The sequence below is a fragment of the Halomonas sp. AOP25-F1-15 genome (assembly GCF_052378675.1).
In the GTDB taxonomy this organism is placed as follows: Bacteria; Pseudomonadota; Gammaproteobacteria; order Pseudomonadales; family Halomonadaceae; genus Vreelandella; species Vreelandella casei.
Map to the genome: position 1 here is coordinate 15,038 of NZ_JBQSXV010000004.1, position 15,149 is coordinate 30,186.

A 15,149-nucleotide genomic window follows, 5' to 3' on the forward strand; every position below is an offset into this window, starting at 1 on the left:
CTGCTGGGGCTCCTGGCCGTGGGATGAGGCGTTATGTTCAGTCGTTGGAGAGGTTGCCGTGGCCTTCCGCCATGGCGACGACGACTTTGCGCGACCCTTTAAACGGCGTGCGTGCGTGGGCGACCAACATATTGTCGAGCATCAACACATCGCCCGCCTGCCAGGGGAACATCACCGTTTCGTCGGCCAGGACGCCGCGTATCTCGTCGAAAATGGCATCGTCAATGGGGCTGCCATCGGCAAAGAAGACGTTGCGCGGCATGTCTTCGGGGTCGAGCAGCTCTTCTAGCGACTCACGTACTTCAGGCTGTAAGTTGGAGACATGGAAAAGGTGGCCCTGGTTAAACCACACCTGCTCACCAGTGACCGGATGGGTCTCTATGCTTTGGCATAGCTGGGTAGTACGCAGGTCGCCATCGGGTTTCCACTCACAGCGAATCCCCGCGCGCTGGCAGAATGCCTCCACTTCGGCGCGGTCTTCGGTGTTAAACACCTTTTCCCAAGGCATATCGAAATCGCCGTAGTTGCGCACGTAGAGAATGCCGGGGGCAAAGCGCTCGCGGATCTCTGCGGGCATACGGCGGTAAATAGCGCGGCTATCGGCTATCGGAGTTTCACCGCCCTCGGATGAAGCGGTGACACAGTGGAACCAGATTTTCATCGGCCACTCACGGGTATAGGCCTGCTCGTTGTGGAGGGGAATATGTTGATGGGCGGGGTATTCCGTGGAGGTATAAATGCCCGATGACACCGCTGAGCGTGGTGTTGAAGCGAACTCGTAACTCAGCAGCGGATGGCCAAAGGCGGCGGCAAACTGCTGAAAATCGTCAACGGAGGGAACATCAAAACCTCTTAGCAGCACGCCACCCACTCTGGTCAACAGTGACTCAATATCCGCACGCAAATCGCCGAAGGCTTCCAGCAGCGGCTGCCCTGGGTAGGCTGGGGAAATCATAATGGGCAGCTCCGAATCAGCTGGCCCCTGACGTTTGGATATGGCGTTGGTTTGTTGCGTTGGCACTGTGCTTTGGCTGTCCATTATTGATCTCCTAAAAAATCGTTGAGTAGCGTTATCCCTGGGCAAAGCCCAAGGCAGCGGCATAGCCACTCGGCGCGGGCAGCGGCCATGCTTGCAAAGGTGATAAAACGGGAAGCGAGTGCTCAAGGCAGTAACTAGTGGGCGACACCGAAGCTGGGCTAACCGAGAGCGCCTGTAGATGGTCAGCGATTCCTAAACCCAAGGTTTTGAGTACCGCTTCTTTAACCACCCAGCGCTCCATAAAGGGCAGCGTGGCGCCGCTAATGTGGTCGCGCTGCTCGCTCGGCGATAGCACCAACCCGTGTAGCGGCGCCAATTCCGCATCGGGTCGGCGACGCTCAATATCGACCCCCACCGCGCCGCCGGGGGCTAGTGCGATTAGGGCGACGTTGCCAGAGTGGGAAACATTGAAAGCAGGCCCATCAGCGTTTTCCAACGCGGGTTTGCCGTAGACGTTATGAGTGAACACCAGCTTTTCGGGTGCTATACCGGTGTGCGCGGATAACAGTCGCCGCAGGGCAGCGCGTGTCGCCACGGCGCGCACTACATCGGCGTGATGGCGAAGCCGCTGGGCGCGCTGCCACTCGGCTCGGCTTAGCAGCCGGTCATCGTCGTCGGCTATCGGGGCGTTAAGGTCGAGCGCTAAGCACCAAACCTCAAGCCCTTCGGGCACCCCTTCAGCTAACTGCAGTCGCTGCATGGGGAACCTCCTCTAGCCGTCGGGCCAACGCCCGCTCAATGGTCTCCAACGCTTGTGCTTGCTGCTGGCGAATAAAGAAGTGGCCGCCTTCGAACCAATCTAACGAGAACGCTCCGCCCGCTTCTCGCTGCCAAGCTTCCAGGCGCTCTCTTTCGATATCGTCATCGCGCCCAGCGAGCACCTGCAGGGGGTATGCAAGCGGCTCCCCGCCGCGATAGCGAAAACTACGACAGAGGCGATAGTCCGCCATCAAGATATCGAGGGTAAGGCGCAGCAGCTCTGGGCTTTCGAACACTTCTTCTGGGGTACCGCCCTGTTGGCGCAGATCTGCGATTAGGGCCTTATCGTTATCAAGCCCTGCCAAGCGCTCTGAGTCGCGCATTGAGGGCGCCGCGCTGCCTGAGGCGAATAGCATCCGTGGCTGAGGGCGCCCCACATCGCGTAAGCGTGCCGCCATGCCATAGGCCAGCAGCGCCCCCATGCTGTGGCCAAACAGGGCAAAATCACCGCGCATCCGCGTTGCCTGCTCTTCGCACAGCCGCACCACCTGGGTCTCGAAGTCATCAATAAGCGGCTCACCCAGGCGTTCGCCACGCCCAGGCAATTCGACAGGATATACTTCAACCCAGGCGGGCAATTGGCGCTTCCAGCGTAGATACATGGTGGCGCTGGCCCCGGCGCAGGGCAGGCAAAGCAGCCTTAAACGCTTAACCTGCATTCACCTGCTCCGCCTCAGCGCTGGCCTGCTCATCCATCCACTGGCGCAGCGAGAGTGGCCGCATATCGGTCCAGGTCTTTTCGACGTAGGCTAAGCAGGTTGGCTTATCGCCCAGCACGCCGGTATCCGTCCAACCGGCGGGAATCGCCTTCCACTCGGGCCAGAGGGAGTACTGCTCTTCGTGGTTAACGAGTACACGGAAAACACCATCTTCACGATCAAAACAGCTTGTCATGGGTCTAACCTCACCGTCGCTTAAGAAATGAGAAATAAAACGCAATTGCTTCTCATTACTTAACGACGAGTGAGTCGTTAGAAAATTTAGTGCTGGGGGAAGAAAATAGAAAAAACAAGGGGATGGTCTGCTAGGACGCCGGCTTGGAATTACCCTTGCCAAGCTAAACACTGCACCGGTGGGCGGCAGCTGTAGCTCGCGACCATTTAGTTAGCTTGATAATCTAAGGTGGGAGTAAAAAAACAGTGGCTTATCAGCTGCGTTCATCACCACTTGGGATCAATCCTGTTAGCAGCCAGAGCTGTTCTGCTTCATGAAATACACGGCGGTGCTGGGAAGAAGCCGCTAACCACGCATGCAGCGCTTTGCGATCAGCGTCGCTCAAAGTCTGCTCGTGCTCGCGCATCAGCCAGTCTAGCGCTGTTTGCCAAACGGCATCGTCGCCGCTGTCGTTATCCATCGTGACTGTCAAACCTCGCTATTGCTGCCTGCCTAATACCTGTCTATGGAAGCGTCTAATAGCATCAACGCTATTTGCTGACAGTGTAACAAAACGACAACAAAGAGAGGACGGAACGTCGGTTTACCTATCTGGCAACGACTGACCCTGTAACGACTGGCGGCAATGAGTCAGCGCATCACGAATCATAAAGTTAACTGACGTGGTAGAAACCCCTAACTGCTGGGCCACTTCCCGCTGGGTATGGCTTCCCGAACGGTAGAGCTCAAAAGCGCGTCGCGTACGCTCTGGTAGCTCGTCCAACGCTTCAACCACCTGGGCCAAGGCCTGGCGATCAATCGCAATTACCTCGGGTGAGTGTGAGGCATGAGAGGCGTTACTCCCCTCCTCCTCTTTCGCAAACAGCGCAGACTCAAACGCCGACCGGCGACAGCGATCAATAGCGAGGTTGCGCACCACACGTGATACGTAGGATATGGGCTGTTTTACCTCAAAAAGTGTGGTTGCTTTTGAAATTTTTAGATAGGCATCCTGCACGACATCGTCGGCTTGATCAGCATTGCCCAATACTTTTGCAGCGACAAAGCAGAGCCGGGGCCGCTGATTAATGAAGACGTCTTCTAACTCAGCGCTCCAGGTCTGGGTATCCACAGCACGGCCTCCTGCCTTGATTAACGCCACCGAATAAATAGCAATAATTATTATTTGCGTTAACGCACAGCAAGTCAACCGGTGAGAGCTGACCCACTTCTTATAACGATATGCTTGTTGATTTAGCTAATAGCGACATGTGATAGGGGCGTCTCTCATACACCAAATGCATAGATGATCTACCATTAACCCACGTTACCTCTGTCATCTCCGCATCATGAATGGATACAGTTTTTGCCATCCACTAAGACACGATACATGCCCAGGGGGACATACAGTGCTCGATAGCAATAATGACACTCGGCATGGTGAAGCAGGTAGCGTACGAGGCGGGCGCGCTGTTACGCGAGGGATATCCGCTAAAGAGAAGAATTGCCTTTGAGCAAAAGAGGGCGTCAGATTTTGTCGACTACTACGGTACGTCCGCCGGGAATATCATGGTAACAGTTTACTGGCGGCACACCCCGAGCGGCACAGCCAACTGCTAGCGTGTTTAACTTCTGCCTGATAAACGACCCAAGTCATTTCTACTCTCATCGGCTAGCCAATCAAACGTGGGCTAGCTGACCGAGACCGCCCCCTTGCCTGCTTTTCCCAGGCGGCGTTTGCCCTATCTCACGTGAATCTTTTCATTTTTTTGTTAAAAATGAGAACTATTAGCACTAGAATGGAGCCATTATCATTAACCCTATCGCCAGGAGTGATTCATGTTCGAGGTCAAAGGCGCCACTTTTGAGATTAATGGCAAACCAATTCTAACCCCCATTGACCACAGCTTTCATGAAGGCAAAGTTTACGGCCTGATTGGCCACAATGGCTCAGGCAAGTCGACCTTGATTAAATTGATGGCCCAGCAGCAGCCGGTCAGCCAAGGTGAGATTGACTTTGACCAGCGCCCGCTAAGTGATTGGGGAAACCGTGAGTTTGCCCGCCAGGTGGCTTACTTGCCCCAGCATTTGCCCAGCGCCGAAAGCCTTACCGGGCGCGAGCTAGTGGCCTTTGGCCGTTATCCATGGCACGGGCTGTTGGGGCGCCACACCCCAAAAGACAAAGAGGCCATTGATCGGGCCATTGCCCTTACTCACACCGAGGCCTTTGCCGACCGCCTGGTCGACACGCTCTCCGGCGGTGAACGCCAGCGCGTATGGCTGGCCATGCTACTCGCCCAGGGCAGCCGGTTTCTGCTGCTCGATGAGCCATTAGCAGCGCTGGATATCGCTCACCAAATCGAAGTATTGGCGCTGATCCGCAAGCTGTGCGACGAGCTAAATCTCGGTGTTATTATCGTGCTGCACGACATCAATATGGCCTCACGCTACTGCGACGAGCTGATGGCATTGCACAGCGGTCGTTTACTGGCCTGCGGCACGCCAAACGACATGATGTGCGATAGCACGCTGGAAGCTATTTACGGGCTCCCCATGCAGGTAATGAAGCACCCTAACGGAGAGCATAATATCGCCGTTGCCCAGTGACACCTCGTCTTCGCAACGGGCTATTCGCGTTGAGCTGCCTGAGCTCTCTCTCTAGTCAGGCCATCGCCTCAAACACTATTGTGACGCTGGACTGGACGATTGCCGAAACATTGATCGCCCTAGACAATCCGCCCGTAGGGTTAGCAGAGATTCCCCAGTATCAACGCTGGGCCGGCGCCGAGCAGCTACCGCCAGGCGTTGTTGACGTTGGTCTTCGGGCGCAGCCCAACCGCGAGTTAATGGCTCAACTAGCGCCAGATCATATTTTGCTTTCGCCACTGTATATGCGCTTAAGCGAACAGCTTAGTACCGTTGCCCCCGTGACCGCGCTAGACACCTACCAGCTCGGCGAGCCCTTGTGGCAACGCCTTGAGCGCACAACCCACACCTTGGCTGCGCTGAGCGGCAGCGAGGATGCAGCGGTCGCTATGATCAATGCCTTAGAAACCTATTTGGATCAGCAAAAAACGCAGTTAGAAGAGCAGCCATCGCTACTCGTTGTGCAGTTTATCGATGCGCGCCATCTACGCGTGTTTGGCGAACACAGCCTTTTTCAAGCGGTACTTGAACGCTTGGGGCTGAGCAATGTTTGGCAGCATCCGACCAACCAGTGGGGATTTTCAACGGTGGCGCTAGAGGAGTTGCTGTCCTATCCCGATGCGGCCATTGTCGTCGTCGAGCCACTGCCCGCGGGGATGAGCGACCGTTTTTCGAACAATCCACTGTGGCAGCACCTGCCCGCCGTGCAGGCAGATCGCGTTATTCGCCTACCGGCGGTGTGGAGTTTTGGCGGGTTTCCATCAGCAGCACGCTTCGCTGAGTTACTCAGCGAAGCGCTATTAGCTCGTTAAGCGAAATTCTTTAAAGAAAGCTTAAAAGTCTAATGCAGCAGAAAGCTTGACCGTACGAGGCTCGCCTTGCGTCAAATAACCGCCGGTCGCAGAAGCCCAGTAGTTCTCATCGGTGAGGTTTTCGATATTGGCACGCAGGGTGAGCGTGTTCTGATTTAACGGCATGGCGTAACGAACCCCAAGGTCCCAGCGGGTCCAAGCGTCAACCTCAAGCTGGTTGGCGGGGTCTAGATACTGACTGCCGTTACGCACCGCGCGGCCGCTCAATGTCCAGCCCGGAGCCTGAGGAATATCCCACTCGCTGCCAACCACTAAGCGGTAGTTGGGCACTCCCACCGCGTCGTTGCCTTGATTAGCGCCGTCATCGGTGCGAACCAGCTCAGGATCAATCCACATGGCGCTGCTCAGCAAACGCACCCCCTCCACCGGCTCACCGTACACACTGAGCTCCACGCCACGATTACGCTGCTCGCCGTAATAGCCAAAAACACCGGTTTCAGCGTCAATAAAGGCATTGGGTTGCTCGATTTCAAACAGACTCAAACTGCCGCCGATAGTACCCAAATCCAGCTTAGCACCCACCTCGTTTTGTCCTGCTTCGACCAAACCAATGCTCTGGCCCGCGTTTACCGCTCTTGTTGGCGCGGTGTCGCCTGGCTGGAGCGCTTCAATGTGATTGGCGTAAAGCGACAAGCTATCCGTCGGCTTTACTACGATGCCATACACGGGCGAAAGGCGCGTATCGCTAAAGCGAGCATCAAAGTCGCCGTCATAATCATAGTTGGTGACCTCGACCTCCTGGTAGCGCGCCCCTAGCGTGAAGAGCAGGCGATCATCCAGAAAGCCCAACGTATCAGACAGCGATACGCCGTTGTTGCGGGTACGGCTACGTAAACTGGGGTCATTCATATCTCCACCTGCAAACGCAGGCTCGCGTACGGCAATGTCAGCCGGTCGGTAAATATTGGACGGCTGACCGGGTGAAGCTAGCTCATAGGCCGAGCGCGTCGTGCGATAGACGCTTGAATAGCCAAGGTCCAGCTGGTGACTCACTGCACCGGTGTCAAACGCTCCGCGCAGACCCGCTTGGCTGCCAACGCTTTCCGCACGATAAGGAGCGCGCAGTTGGCCAATGGTGGAATCACCTTGCGCATTGTTAACCGTTGACGATGCATAAAGCCCGCTTTCGCGCGTGTTATTGCCACCCAGTGCGGCATACGCGGTCCAGCTGCCGGTGATATCGTACTCTCCACGCAGCATCGCGAAATTGGTGCGCAAATCGGTATTCGCCCACTCTGGCGAATAGTTGGCATCCGCTGAGGGTGCATTGGGAACCGCCGTTAGCCCAGCACCAGCATAGACTACCGAACGCCCACCGTTGACGTTATGAGTTTGATGGCCAATATCTAACGAAGCACGACCACGGTCACCGCGATAATCGAGTCCAACCACGGCAGACGTTGCCCGCCTCTCCTCATCGTTGATCGCGGTGTCGCCGCGACCGCGCACAACGTTAGCGCGCACGCCAAATCGATTCTCATCGCCAAAGCGTCGCCCAACGTCTATGCCACTTTCCACATAGCCGCTGCCCGTCACCCCGGTGGTTAGTCTTGTCAGCGGCGCATCCGCAGCGCGTTTTGGCTCAATGTTGATCGCCCCACCCACACCCGAGCCGCTGGGCGAAACGCCGTTAGCAAAGGCATTGGCGCCTTTAAACAGCTCGACGCGCTCGGCGATATTGGTCGCGACCACCTGGCGAGGTAATACGCCATAAAGCCCACCATAAGAGATATCTTCGCCATCAAGTTCAAAGCCACGAATCTGAAACTTTTCAGCATAGTTGCCAAAACCAAAACCGCTTTGCACCGACGCATCGTTAATAAGCACATCGGCCAACGTGTCCGCCTGCTGATTATCAATAAGCTCAGCGGTAAATCCAATGACGTTGAACGGCACATCGGCAGCATTACGCTGCCCCCAGGAGCCAACGCGCGCTCCGGCAGCCACCTGCCCCCCGGCAAACGCGGGCGACGGTGTATCACCGTGAGTGGCCGCTTCACCGATCACCGTGACCGTATCAAGCGGGGCATTATTACCAGAGGATGCTTGCGCCCACACTATCGTGGGCATCGGCAGCGCTCCCAGTAATACAAAGGTGAGCGTGCGCCAGGAAGGGGAAGGCAGCGACATGAAGCGAGTTCCTCAGTATCGATTAATAGCGGGCAGCAAGTGCTGAAAACATAGCGGGAATGCGAATGCTACAGCAAAGCAAAATTATTTTCATTTGATATTAAAACGCATTTAACACACACGCCACTATTTAACTGAGATGCATTACCGTTTAAAGTAAGCGCATTGTTATTCACCCAGCGCCCTGTGTTGGAGTCCGTTTATGCCCCTCGCCCTGCGTCAGCCGCAAATCTTCGAACCTTCATTAGCTGCCTGCTATATAGGGCCGTTAGCCAACTTTACGCCGCCTCTTATTGGCGGGACGCCCCCGCTGGAAGCCTTTAACGCTGCCCGCTGGCTCGATGCCCATTGGCTGAAAGAAGATATCGCCCTCATGGCGGAGCAATACCCAGGTGGGGACCTACGAGCCGTTGCCTCTATTTGGTCGAAGTGGCATTTCAGCGCGCTGGCACTGCCGACGCTTGTGGCCAACCTGCTGCTTAATCGCAAACTGCCGGTGGGATTGAATGATCTCCAGGTCGTCCTTAACGACAAGGGCTGTACCTCACGGCTGTGGCTGCCTCACGAAGGCACGCCATTAACTACCCACTCCCCATATGAACGCTTTGCGACGTTAATCGAGCAGCACTGGACACCGCTAATTGAACAGCTAGCGGCTATTTCCGGCGCGGCAACGCGGGTATTTTGGAGTAATGCAGGGAGCTACATCGATCATTTCATCAATGTGTTGGCTGAGCATCCCCTCGTCAACGAGGGCGCCCTTGAAGCGGCCAAAGCACTGCTAGAAACACGTACCTTGGCGAACGGCAAACGCAATCCGCTCTTTCAACCGGTTCGTTACGTTCAGCCTAAAGGCAGCGAAGAGGTAAAGCGGGTGCGCAAGCTGTGCTGCCTGCGCTACCTACTGGATGAATTAGGCACCTGCGGCACCTGCCCACTTGAAGCCTGCAATATCGAGGCAAGCAAGCACGCCCGAACCAACCAAGCCGCTTGCTAATTGAGCGACTTGCTCAGAAAAACAGGCAGGCGATAGTTGATCTAGATATTAATTTGCGCCACCGCATCGGCGCTAGCCAGCGCCCGCTGCTCGCCCTTAAGCTCGCTTAACTGCCCTTTCGACATTTCCAACAGCCTGTCAGCATGTTCGAAATAGCTATCGTCATGGCTGATAGCAAACACCGTGATGCCCATATCGCGCAAATGTGGCAGCAGCTCACGATAGAATAAACGACGAAACTGCGGGTCCTGATCGGCGGCCCACTCATCCAACAATAAAATTTCCCGCTTTTCAGCAATCGCAAGCAGCAGCGCCAGACGCTTACGCTGTCCTTGTGAAAGCTGCGTATTAGTGACTCGATCCCCTTCCCACTGCAATTTATGCTGCATTTGCAGCCGTTCTAGCCACGTCGCCACCGTTTGTGGATCAGCCGGCAGCCCACCTGGGCCCATGGCTTGATCAAACTGGTGAAAATCGGTAAACACGCTCGCAAAACGCGCTCTAAAGGCATGCCATTGGGCCGACGTCAGCACCTGGCCATCCACCTTTATTTGGCCACTTTGGGGCCGATAGAGCCCCGTTAATAGCCGCGCCAACGTCGACTTACCACTACCGTTGCCCCCAATAAGAAACACCTGCTCTCCGCGCTCCAGCGTCAGGCTAACAGGGCCGACTTGAAACCCTTCACCCTGTGCACTGGCCGGGTAATGATAGCTGACGTCGACCAGCTCAAGCCGTTGCCAGTCGTGCAGCGAATCGTCGACGCTAAAGCCTGGTTGGTAGTCGGCAAGCTCCAGGCTTGCCAGCTTATCAAAGGCTACCTGCGCGCTAATCAAGGTAGGCCACGCGCCGATGGCCTGAATCAAGGGAGTGCGTAAAAACAGCAGCGCTAGCGCAAACGTAGCGGCGACGGCAGGCGTTGCCCAGCCCAGCCCGTTAGCCATAAAGAAAACCACGCCAATGGCTCCAAGCATCATAATATTGGACCAGTTGCCGGCGCTTAGGTGATAGGTATCGGCACGAATAATGTGATAGAGATAATCACGGGCATTAGCAGTATAAGTTTCGTCGAAAAAGCGCTGCGCACGATCGCGGTTGAGCGCAAGCTCTTTACGCCCTTCAATAGCCGATTGATAGTCTTTATATAAGCGGTCTTCACTTTCACGCACTAAGCGAAAATGGCGATAGACCCGCGACACCAACACCCAGCCCACCCCCATGGTGAATGCGATCCACAGCACGGTAATCACCACCATTTGCGGCGATAGCCAAGCCAGGTAAGCGATTGAAGCCAGCGTTAAGGCCACCCCTTGAATCAGCTCTGGCAGGCGCACAAAGCCAATGGTGATATTTCGCACATCGCTCGATAAACTGGCAAGCAACGTGGAATTGCCCAGTTGCTCCAGGCGCTCGATATCGCTATCCAGGATGCGCTTCACCAAGCGTGAGCGCAGGTCAAATACAAAGTGATGCCCAAGCACGGTCAGCGCCAGCTGTGTCGCCAGCGTGATGGCGAGTAGCAGGGCCAATAAGCCCAAAAATTGCGGTAACGCGGCCAAGCTGCCTACTTCAATCAGCCGCTGATTAATAAACGCAATAACGCCCACCCCTAAGCCAGCACTTAACAGGCTCAAACCTATCGCGCCCAAAAATGGCCAGCGATAGTGGTGAAGTACTAAGCGCACCAGCTCCATGGGAATTTTCACCTTGTAAATAAAAGAGCGCTGAAGTTTGACGTACTGCCCAGCGATGTCAATAAAGGCATCAAATCTCGCTTACCTGTAAACTAGGCGGATGGCATGATTCCCATTCATAACGGGCAATGCATAAAAGCGGTGTATAAAAGGCGCATAACCGCCGCGGCTACACCCTCAGCTAGTCGTTACAATAACCAAGGAGACCCCATGCACTCAGTGAGGGCCCCGTTTACCAAGCACCAGCGCTACATTAGGAATGTTTCATGACAGCCACTTACCGCGACGGGCCTATCATCACCTCGCTGCTGGATACCGACTGGTACAAGATCACCATGATGCAGGGGGTACACCACAAATACCCCAATGCCAGTGTTACCTGGGAATTCCGGTGCCGTAATTCGGAAGATTTGGCGCCGTACCTGAGCGAGATTCGCGATCAGATCGATCAGTTAGGCACTCTCAAGCTCAGCGTCGAGGAATCGGCTTATCTCAGCACGATTAACTACCTCACGCCGGACTTTATACGTTTCCTAGAACTGTTTCGTTTCCGTCCCGAGTACGTTGACGTGTTTATGGAAGACCAGGAGCTATGTATCGTCATCGACGGTCCCTGGTCGCACAGCATACTGTTCGAAATCGTGTTATTGGCGATCATTAGCGAAGTACGTAACCGCGTACTCTACCCTGATATTACTATTGAGCAGGCGGTGAATCAGCTGCGCTATAAGCTCGATACGCTGCGTGACAACTACACGTCCGAACAGCTGGCAGGTCTGAACCTTGCAGACTTTGGCACCCGCCGTCGGCTTTCTCAGCCGGTGCAGGAAGCCATCATTACGGTGTTGAATCAGGAGTTCCCAGGCAATTTCGTGGGTACCAGCAATGTCGATATCGCCAGGCGCCACGGGCTCGCTCCCATGGGTACGATGGCCCACGAATGGGTCATGGCACACCAGCAGCTAGGTAGTCGCCTAGTCGATAGCCAGCGCGCGGCACTGGAAGCCTGGGTTCAGGAATACCGCGGACATCTTGGTATCGCACTCACCGACACCATCACGCTGGACGCCTTCCTGCGAGATTTCGATCTGTATTTTGCCAAGCTTTTCGATGGACTTCGCCACGATAGCGGCGACCCACTGCACTTCGCGGAAAAATGCATCCAGCACTATAAAACATTGGGCATCGACCCCCGCAGCAAGACGCTGATTTTTAGCGATTCGCTAACGTTCGATAAGGCAATGGCGCTTAAGACAACGCTTGAAGGCAGAATCAAAACAAGCTTTGGGATTGGCACTACGCTTACCTGCGACGTGCCCGGCCTAAAACCGATGAACATGGTGATTAAAATGGTGGCCTGCAACGGCCAGCCGGTGGCCAAGATCTCCGATGAACCCGGCAAGACGTCGTCACGAGATCAGGGCTTCGTCAAATACCTTAAGCGGGTATTTCAGGTAGAGCATTGAGACCGACGAAAAAGCAGGAGCAGGGCCAGAAACAGCCCCGACTCCCGCTTTTCCCGCCGTTACGGTGCCGCTCAGCGGGCGGCTATCGCAACGGCACGCTCGCCCGACTCAATCAAATAAGCTCATCCGCGTCATCACATTGTCGCGCTTGATTCGCCAATGGAACAGCGCCCCCGCGACATGCAGAACCACCAGTCCTAAAATGATCCAGGCTAGCCATCCATGCCATACAAACAACTGCTCGGACAGTTGCTCATGACGGCCGATTAAGCCCGGTAACTGCCACTTGAAAAACTCCACCGGAAACCCACCGCTTGCCGTCGCGGCCCAGCCCACTATCGGCATAATAATCAGTGCCAAATACAGCAAATGATGCACGCTAGTACTGACGGTACGCTCAAAGGCATTCAGCGGCGGTGAATGGTCCGGCACCACAAAGGCTAGGCGCGTAATGATACGCAGCGTCATCAGCAGTAAGATCAATACGCCGAGCGTTTTATGGCTGGTGTATAGCAAATTGGTAAGCACGCTTCCCGCCAAGTCAAGAATACGGTCAAAACCTACCAATCCTAATGTTAAGCCACTGGCCAATGAGAGCAGTAACGCCCCAGCGACTAGCCAGTGCAGTACCCGATGCGGGTAAATATAGTGATCCAGTTCGTGCATGCCATGCTCCTAACCGCCAATTTATTTGCTTATCATTCTAGTCAGTAACGCTCCCTCACGCTGATTAAAGCATTGCGCCACGTTCAACGCTAAACGTTACTTACCTTATAGCGCTTGTTCAGGTGCGGCTAGCTGCTCGCGAATCAACTCTCCTAAACGGCGCGCCGGCTCTGAGGGGCGATGCGGCGCACGGTGAAGTGCCAACTCAATCATTGGTAGCGCGGGCAGCCCGCTACTTTCATCTAAAGGCCGTAAGGATGGCGTCAGCATACTGCGCGTGACGACCACCACCGCAAGCCCAGCCGTCACGATAGGCGCTAACCCCGCCATAGACTGGCTGGTATAGGCAACTCGCCAACTGCGCCCCGCCGCCTGCAGCGCCTGCTCGGCCACTTCACGAAACACATCAGCGCCGGGGGAATAGAGCGCCAGCGGCAGTGGGTCACTGAGCAACGGCTGCTGATTCACGCCCACCGCCCACACCAACGGCTCGCGGCGAATGACATCGCCACCGGGGGAGTTGCGCTGGCGCGTGACTAAGGCCAAATCTAACTCTTTGGTCTTAACTTGCTCAACAAGCAGTGCGCTGGTGCCACAAATAACCCGCAAGCCAACTGACGGATAAAGCTGATGAAAGTAAGCAAACACGGAGGGCAATAACGACGCGTAATCTTCAGGAATCCCCAGGGTAAGATCACCGGTGACTTGGCGCGCCTGCATGTCGCTCCACGCTTCGTCGTTAAGCGCTAACAGGCGGCGCGCGTGGCTAAGCAAACGCTCTCCTTCCGATGTAAAGCGTATTCGTCGCCCTTCTCGCTCATGCAGCGTAAGCGTTAACTGCGCTTCTAATCGCTGCAACTGCATGCTGACCGTCGACTGCGTGTAATCCAAGCGCTTAGCCGCCGCGGTCACGCTACCGGTATCAGAAATAGCCACTAGCGTACGCAGCAAGGTGAGATCCAACGTCGGTGCGCGCATATATCATAATCCTTGATGAATACCATCAATAAAGATTGATATTGTGATGCATTGGCAATAAGTATGCTGCTCTGCACATGCTTAAATCAAGGAGATCGCACATGCATCCCGTTCACGCCCCCGTCATATTTCCACGCTGGTACAGCATTGGCGCGGCGCTAGTGGCCGTGATGCTTTGGAGTGCGGCGCCGCTGCTGGCTGAATTCGCAAAGGCCACGCCACCCCTGCAGCTAACGACGGTAACGCTATTAGCTGGGGCACTAGCAACGCTCCCCCTAAGCCGCCGCGTCAACGTCGCGGCCAGCAGCTTTGGCTGGCAGTTCAGGATCTGGGTAGGCGTTCCATTGCTCATTTTTGGTGCGGTGAGCACGTACTTTATCGGCATGCGTTTAGCGCCCGCCGCTGAAGCGGCGCTGATTACTTATACCTGGCCCGTGCTGTTTGTATTACTCACCCAGTGGAGTCGCTTTGGCCGCTTACGCTTAGCCGGGGCTTTAGGCGCACTGATTGCGTTTTCAGGCGCGGCGCTGCTACTCGTGCCCCAAGCGATCAGTGGCGGCCTAGGTGGCGCTACTACTGGCTACGCCTTGGCACTTTTAGCGGCTTTTTGCTGGGCTATCTATTCATGGTTGAGCCAAGCAGCTCCGGTGGCACTTACGCCGATATTACCTAGGCTGCTGCTTGTTGCTAGCGCTATCGCTACAGGTGCTAGTCTGCTATTAGAAGGGCACATTGCGCTGCCCAGTGGCGAAGCACTTTTGGCAGGTATCGCGCTGGGGCTAGGTCCGTACGGGATAGCGATGGTGGCTTGGGATAAAGCCCTTCGCTGGGGGCACACCAGCTTGGTTGGCAGCCTTGCTTACGGCGTACCCATTTTAGCCGCCCTGCTGCTGGTCTTGGCAGGAATGAGCGTTCTTGACTGGCGCCTACCCGCAGCGGCGGTGCTGGTCGTCGCGGGCTGCATCAAAGCAGGCCGCTAGCGGCAGTGTGCTAAGACAAATGAAAACGCCCTTGTCGCTATCAGCGGCA

15 protein-coding genes are annotated in these 15,149 nt (G+C 55.5%); 5 read left to right on the forward strand and 10 right to left on the reverse strand.

Annotation, left to right across the window (positions count from 1 at the left end; translation table 11 throughout):
• Nucleotides 1-37: 37 nt before the first annotated feature.
• From ACT3TF_RS08435 to ACT3TF_RS08460, 6 genes are all read right to left on the reverse strand, one after another.
• Complete coding sequence (locus ACT3TF_RS08435; protein ID WP_444672032.1) at nucleotides 38-1,039, reverse strand: TauD/TfdA family dioxygenase; 1,002 nt, start codon at nucleotides 1,037-1,039, stop codon at nucleotides 38-40.
• A gap of 31 nt (nucleotides 1,040-1,070) precedes the next feature.
• The gene (locus tag ACT3TF_RS08440) at nucleotides 1,071-1,739 is read right to left on the reverse strand and encodes a 4'-phosphopantetheinyl transferase family protein (RefSeq protein WP_444672033.1); all 669 of its coding nucleotides are present in this window, start codon (nucleotides 1,737-1,739) and stop codon (nucleotides 1,071-1,073) included.
• A complete protein-coding gene (locus ACT3TF_RS08445; RefSeq protein WP_444672034.1) occupies nucleotides 1,717-2,457 on the reverse strand; it encodes a thioesterase II family protein in 741 nt (246 codons plus the stop codon). Before ACT3TF_RS08445 ends, ACT3TF_RS08440 begins: the two co-directional genes overlap by 23 nt.
• On the reverse strand, nucleotides 2,447-2,692 hold the full coding sequence (locus tag ACT3TF_RS08450) for an MbtH family protein (RefSeq protein WP_064236157.1): 246 nt from the start codon (nucleotides 2,690-2,692) through the stop codon (nucleotides 2,447-2,449). The genes ACT3TF_RS08445 and ACT3TF_RS08450 overlap by 11 nt, the downstream gene beginning before the upstream one ends.
• Nucleotides 2,693-2,945: 253 nt before the next feature.
• Complete coding sequence (locus ACT3TF_RS08455; protein ID WP_444672035.1) at nucleotides 2,946-3,152, reverse strand: FecR/PupR family sigma factor regulator; 207 nt, start codon at nucleotides 3,150-3,152, stop codon at nucleotides 2,946-2,948.
• A gap of 123 nt (nucleotides 3,153-3,275) precedes the next feature.
• On the reverse strand, nucleotides 3,276-3,803 hold the full coding sequence (locus ACT3TF_RS08460) for an RNA polymerase factor sigma-70 (RefSeq protein WP_444672036.1): 528 nt from the start codon (nucleotides 3,801-3,803) through the stop codon (nucleotides 3,276-3,278).
• A gap of 707 nt (nucleotides 3,804-4,510) precedes the next feature.
• Between ACT3TF_RS08460 and ACT3TF_RS08465 the strand changes: the two genes are divergently transcribed.
• Complete coding sequence (locus ACT3TF_RS08465; protein ID WP_193063482.1) at nucleotides 4,511-5,278, forward strand: ABC transporter ATP-binding protein; 768 nt, start codon at nucleotides 4,511-4,513, stop codon at nucleotides 5,276-5,278.
• Complete coding sequence (locus ACT3TF_RS08470; protein ID WP_441686569.1) at nucleotides 5,275-6,129, forward strand: ABC transporter substrate-binding protein; 855 nt, start codon at nucleotides 5,275-5,277, stop codon at nucleotides 6,127-6,129. The genes ACT3TF_RS08465 and ACT3TF_RS08470 overlap by 4 nt, the downstream gene beginning before the upstream one ends.
• Before the next feature lie 21 nt (nucleotides 6,130-6,150).
• On the opposite strand, the gene ACT3TF_RS08475 is transcribed toward ACT3TF_RS08470, so the two are convergent.
• Nucleotides 6,151-8,319, reverse strand: coding sequence for a TonB-dependent receptor (locus ACT3TF_RS08475; RefSeq protein WP_441686568.1), 2,169 nt, complete (start codon nucleotides 8,317-8,319; stop codon nucleotides 6,151-6,153).
• 202 nt (nucleotides 8,320-8,521) lie between these two features.
• On the opposite strand from ACT3TF_RS08475, the gene fhuF reads away from it, so the two are divergent.
• A complete protein-coding gene (gene fhuF / locus ACT3TF_RS08480; protein WP_193063477.1) occupies nucleotides 8,522-9,316 on the forward strand; it encodes a siderophore-iron reductase FhuF in 795 nt (264 codons plus the stop codon).
• Between the two features lie 41 nt (nucleotides 9,317-9,357).
• Here the strand turns inward: fhuF and ACT3TF_RS08485 are convergent, their stop codons facing one another.
• Nucleotides 9,358-11,010 carry a multidrug ABC transporter permease/ATP-binding protein gene (locus ACT3TF_RS08485; protein ID WP_444672037.1) on the reverse strand — a complete coding sequence of 551 codons (1,653 nt, stop codon included), beginning with the start codon at nucleotides 11,008-11,010 and terminating at the stop codon, nucleotides 9,358-9,360.
• 266 nt (nucleotides 11,011-11,276) lie between these two features.
• Between ACT3TF_RS08485 and pncB the strand changes: the two genes are divergently transcribed.
• Nucleotides 11,277-12,476, forward strand: a complete 1,200-nt coding sequence (gene pncB, locus ACT3TF_RS08490) for a nicotinate phosphoribosyltransferase (protein ID WP_441686566.1) — start codon at nucleotides 11,277-11,279, stop codon at nucleotides 12,474-12,476.
• A 108-nt stretch (nucleotides 12,477-12,584) separates the two neighbouring features.
• Here the strand turns inward: pncB and ACT3TF_RS08495 are convergent, their stop codons facing one another.
• Both ACT3TF_RS08495 and ACT3TF_RS08500 read right to left on the reverse strand, forming a co-directional pair.
• On the reverse strand, nucleotides 12,585-13,142 hold the full coding sequence (locus ACT3TF_RS08495; RefSeq protein ID WP_444624536.1) for a cytochrome b: 558 nt from the start codon (nucleotides 13,140-13,142) through the stop codon (nucleotides 12,585-12,587).
• A gap of 105 nt (nucleotides 13,143-13,247) precedes the next feature.
• Nucleotides 13,248-14,120, reverse strand: coding sequence for a LysR substrate-binding domain-containing protein (locus tag ACT3TF_RS08500; RefSeq protein ID WP_441686564.1), 873 nt, complete (start codon nucleotides 14,118-14,120; stop codon nucleotides 13,248-13,250).
• Nucleotides 14,121-14,221: 101 nt separating this feature from the next.
• Here ACT3TF_RS08500 and ACT3TF_RS08505 point away from each other — a divergent pair, with 101 nt between their 5' ends.
• Nucleotides 14,222-15,100: a DMT family transporter gene (locus ACT3TF_RS08505; protein ID WP_441686563.1), complete on the forward strand. Its 879-nt coding sequence runs from the start codon at nucleotides 14,222-14,224 to the stop codon at nucleotides 15,098-15,100.
• Nucleotides 15,101-15,149: the final 49 nt, after the last annotated feature.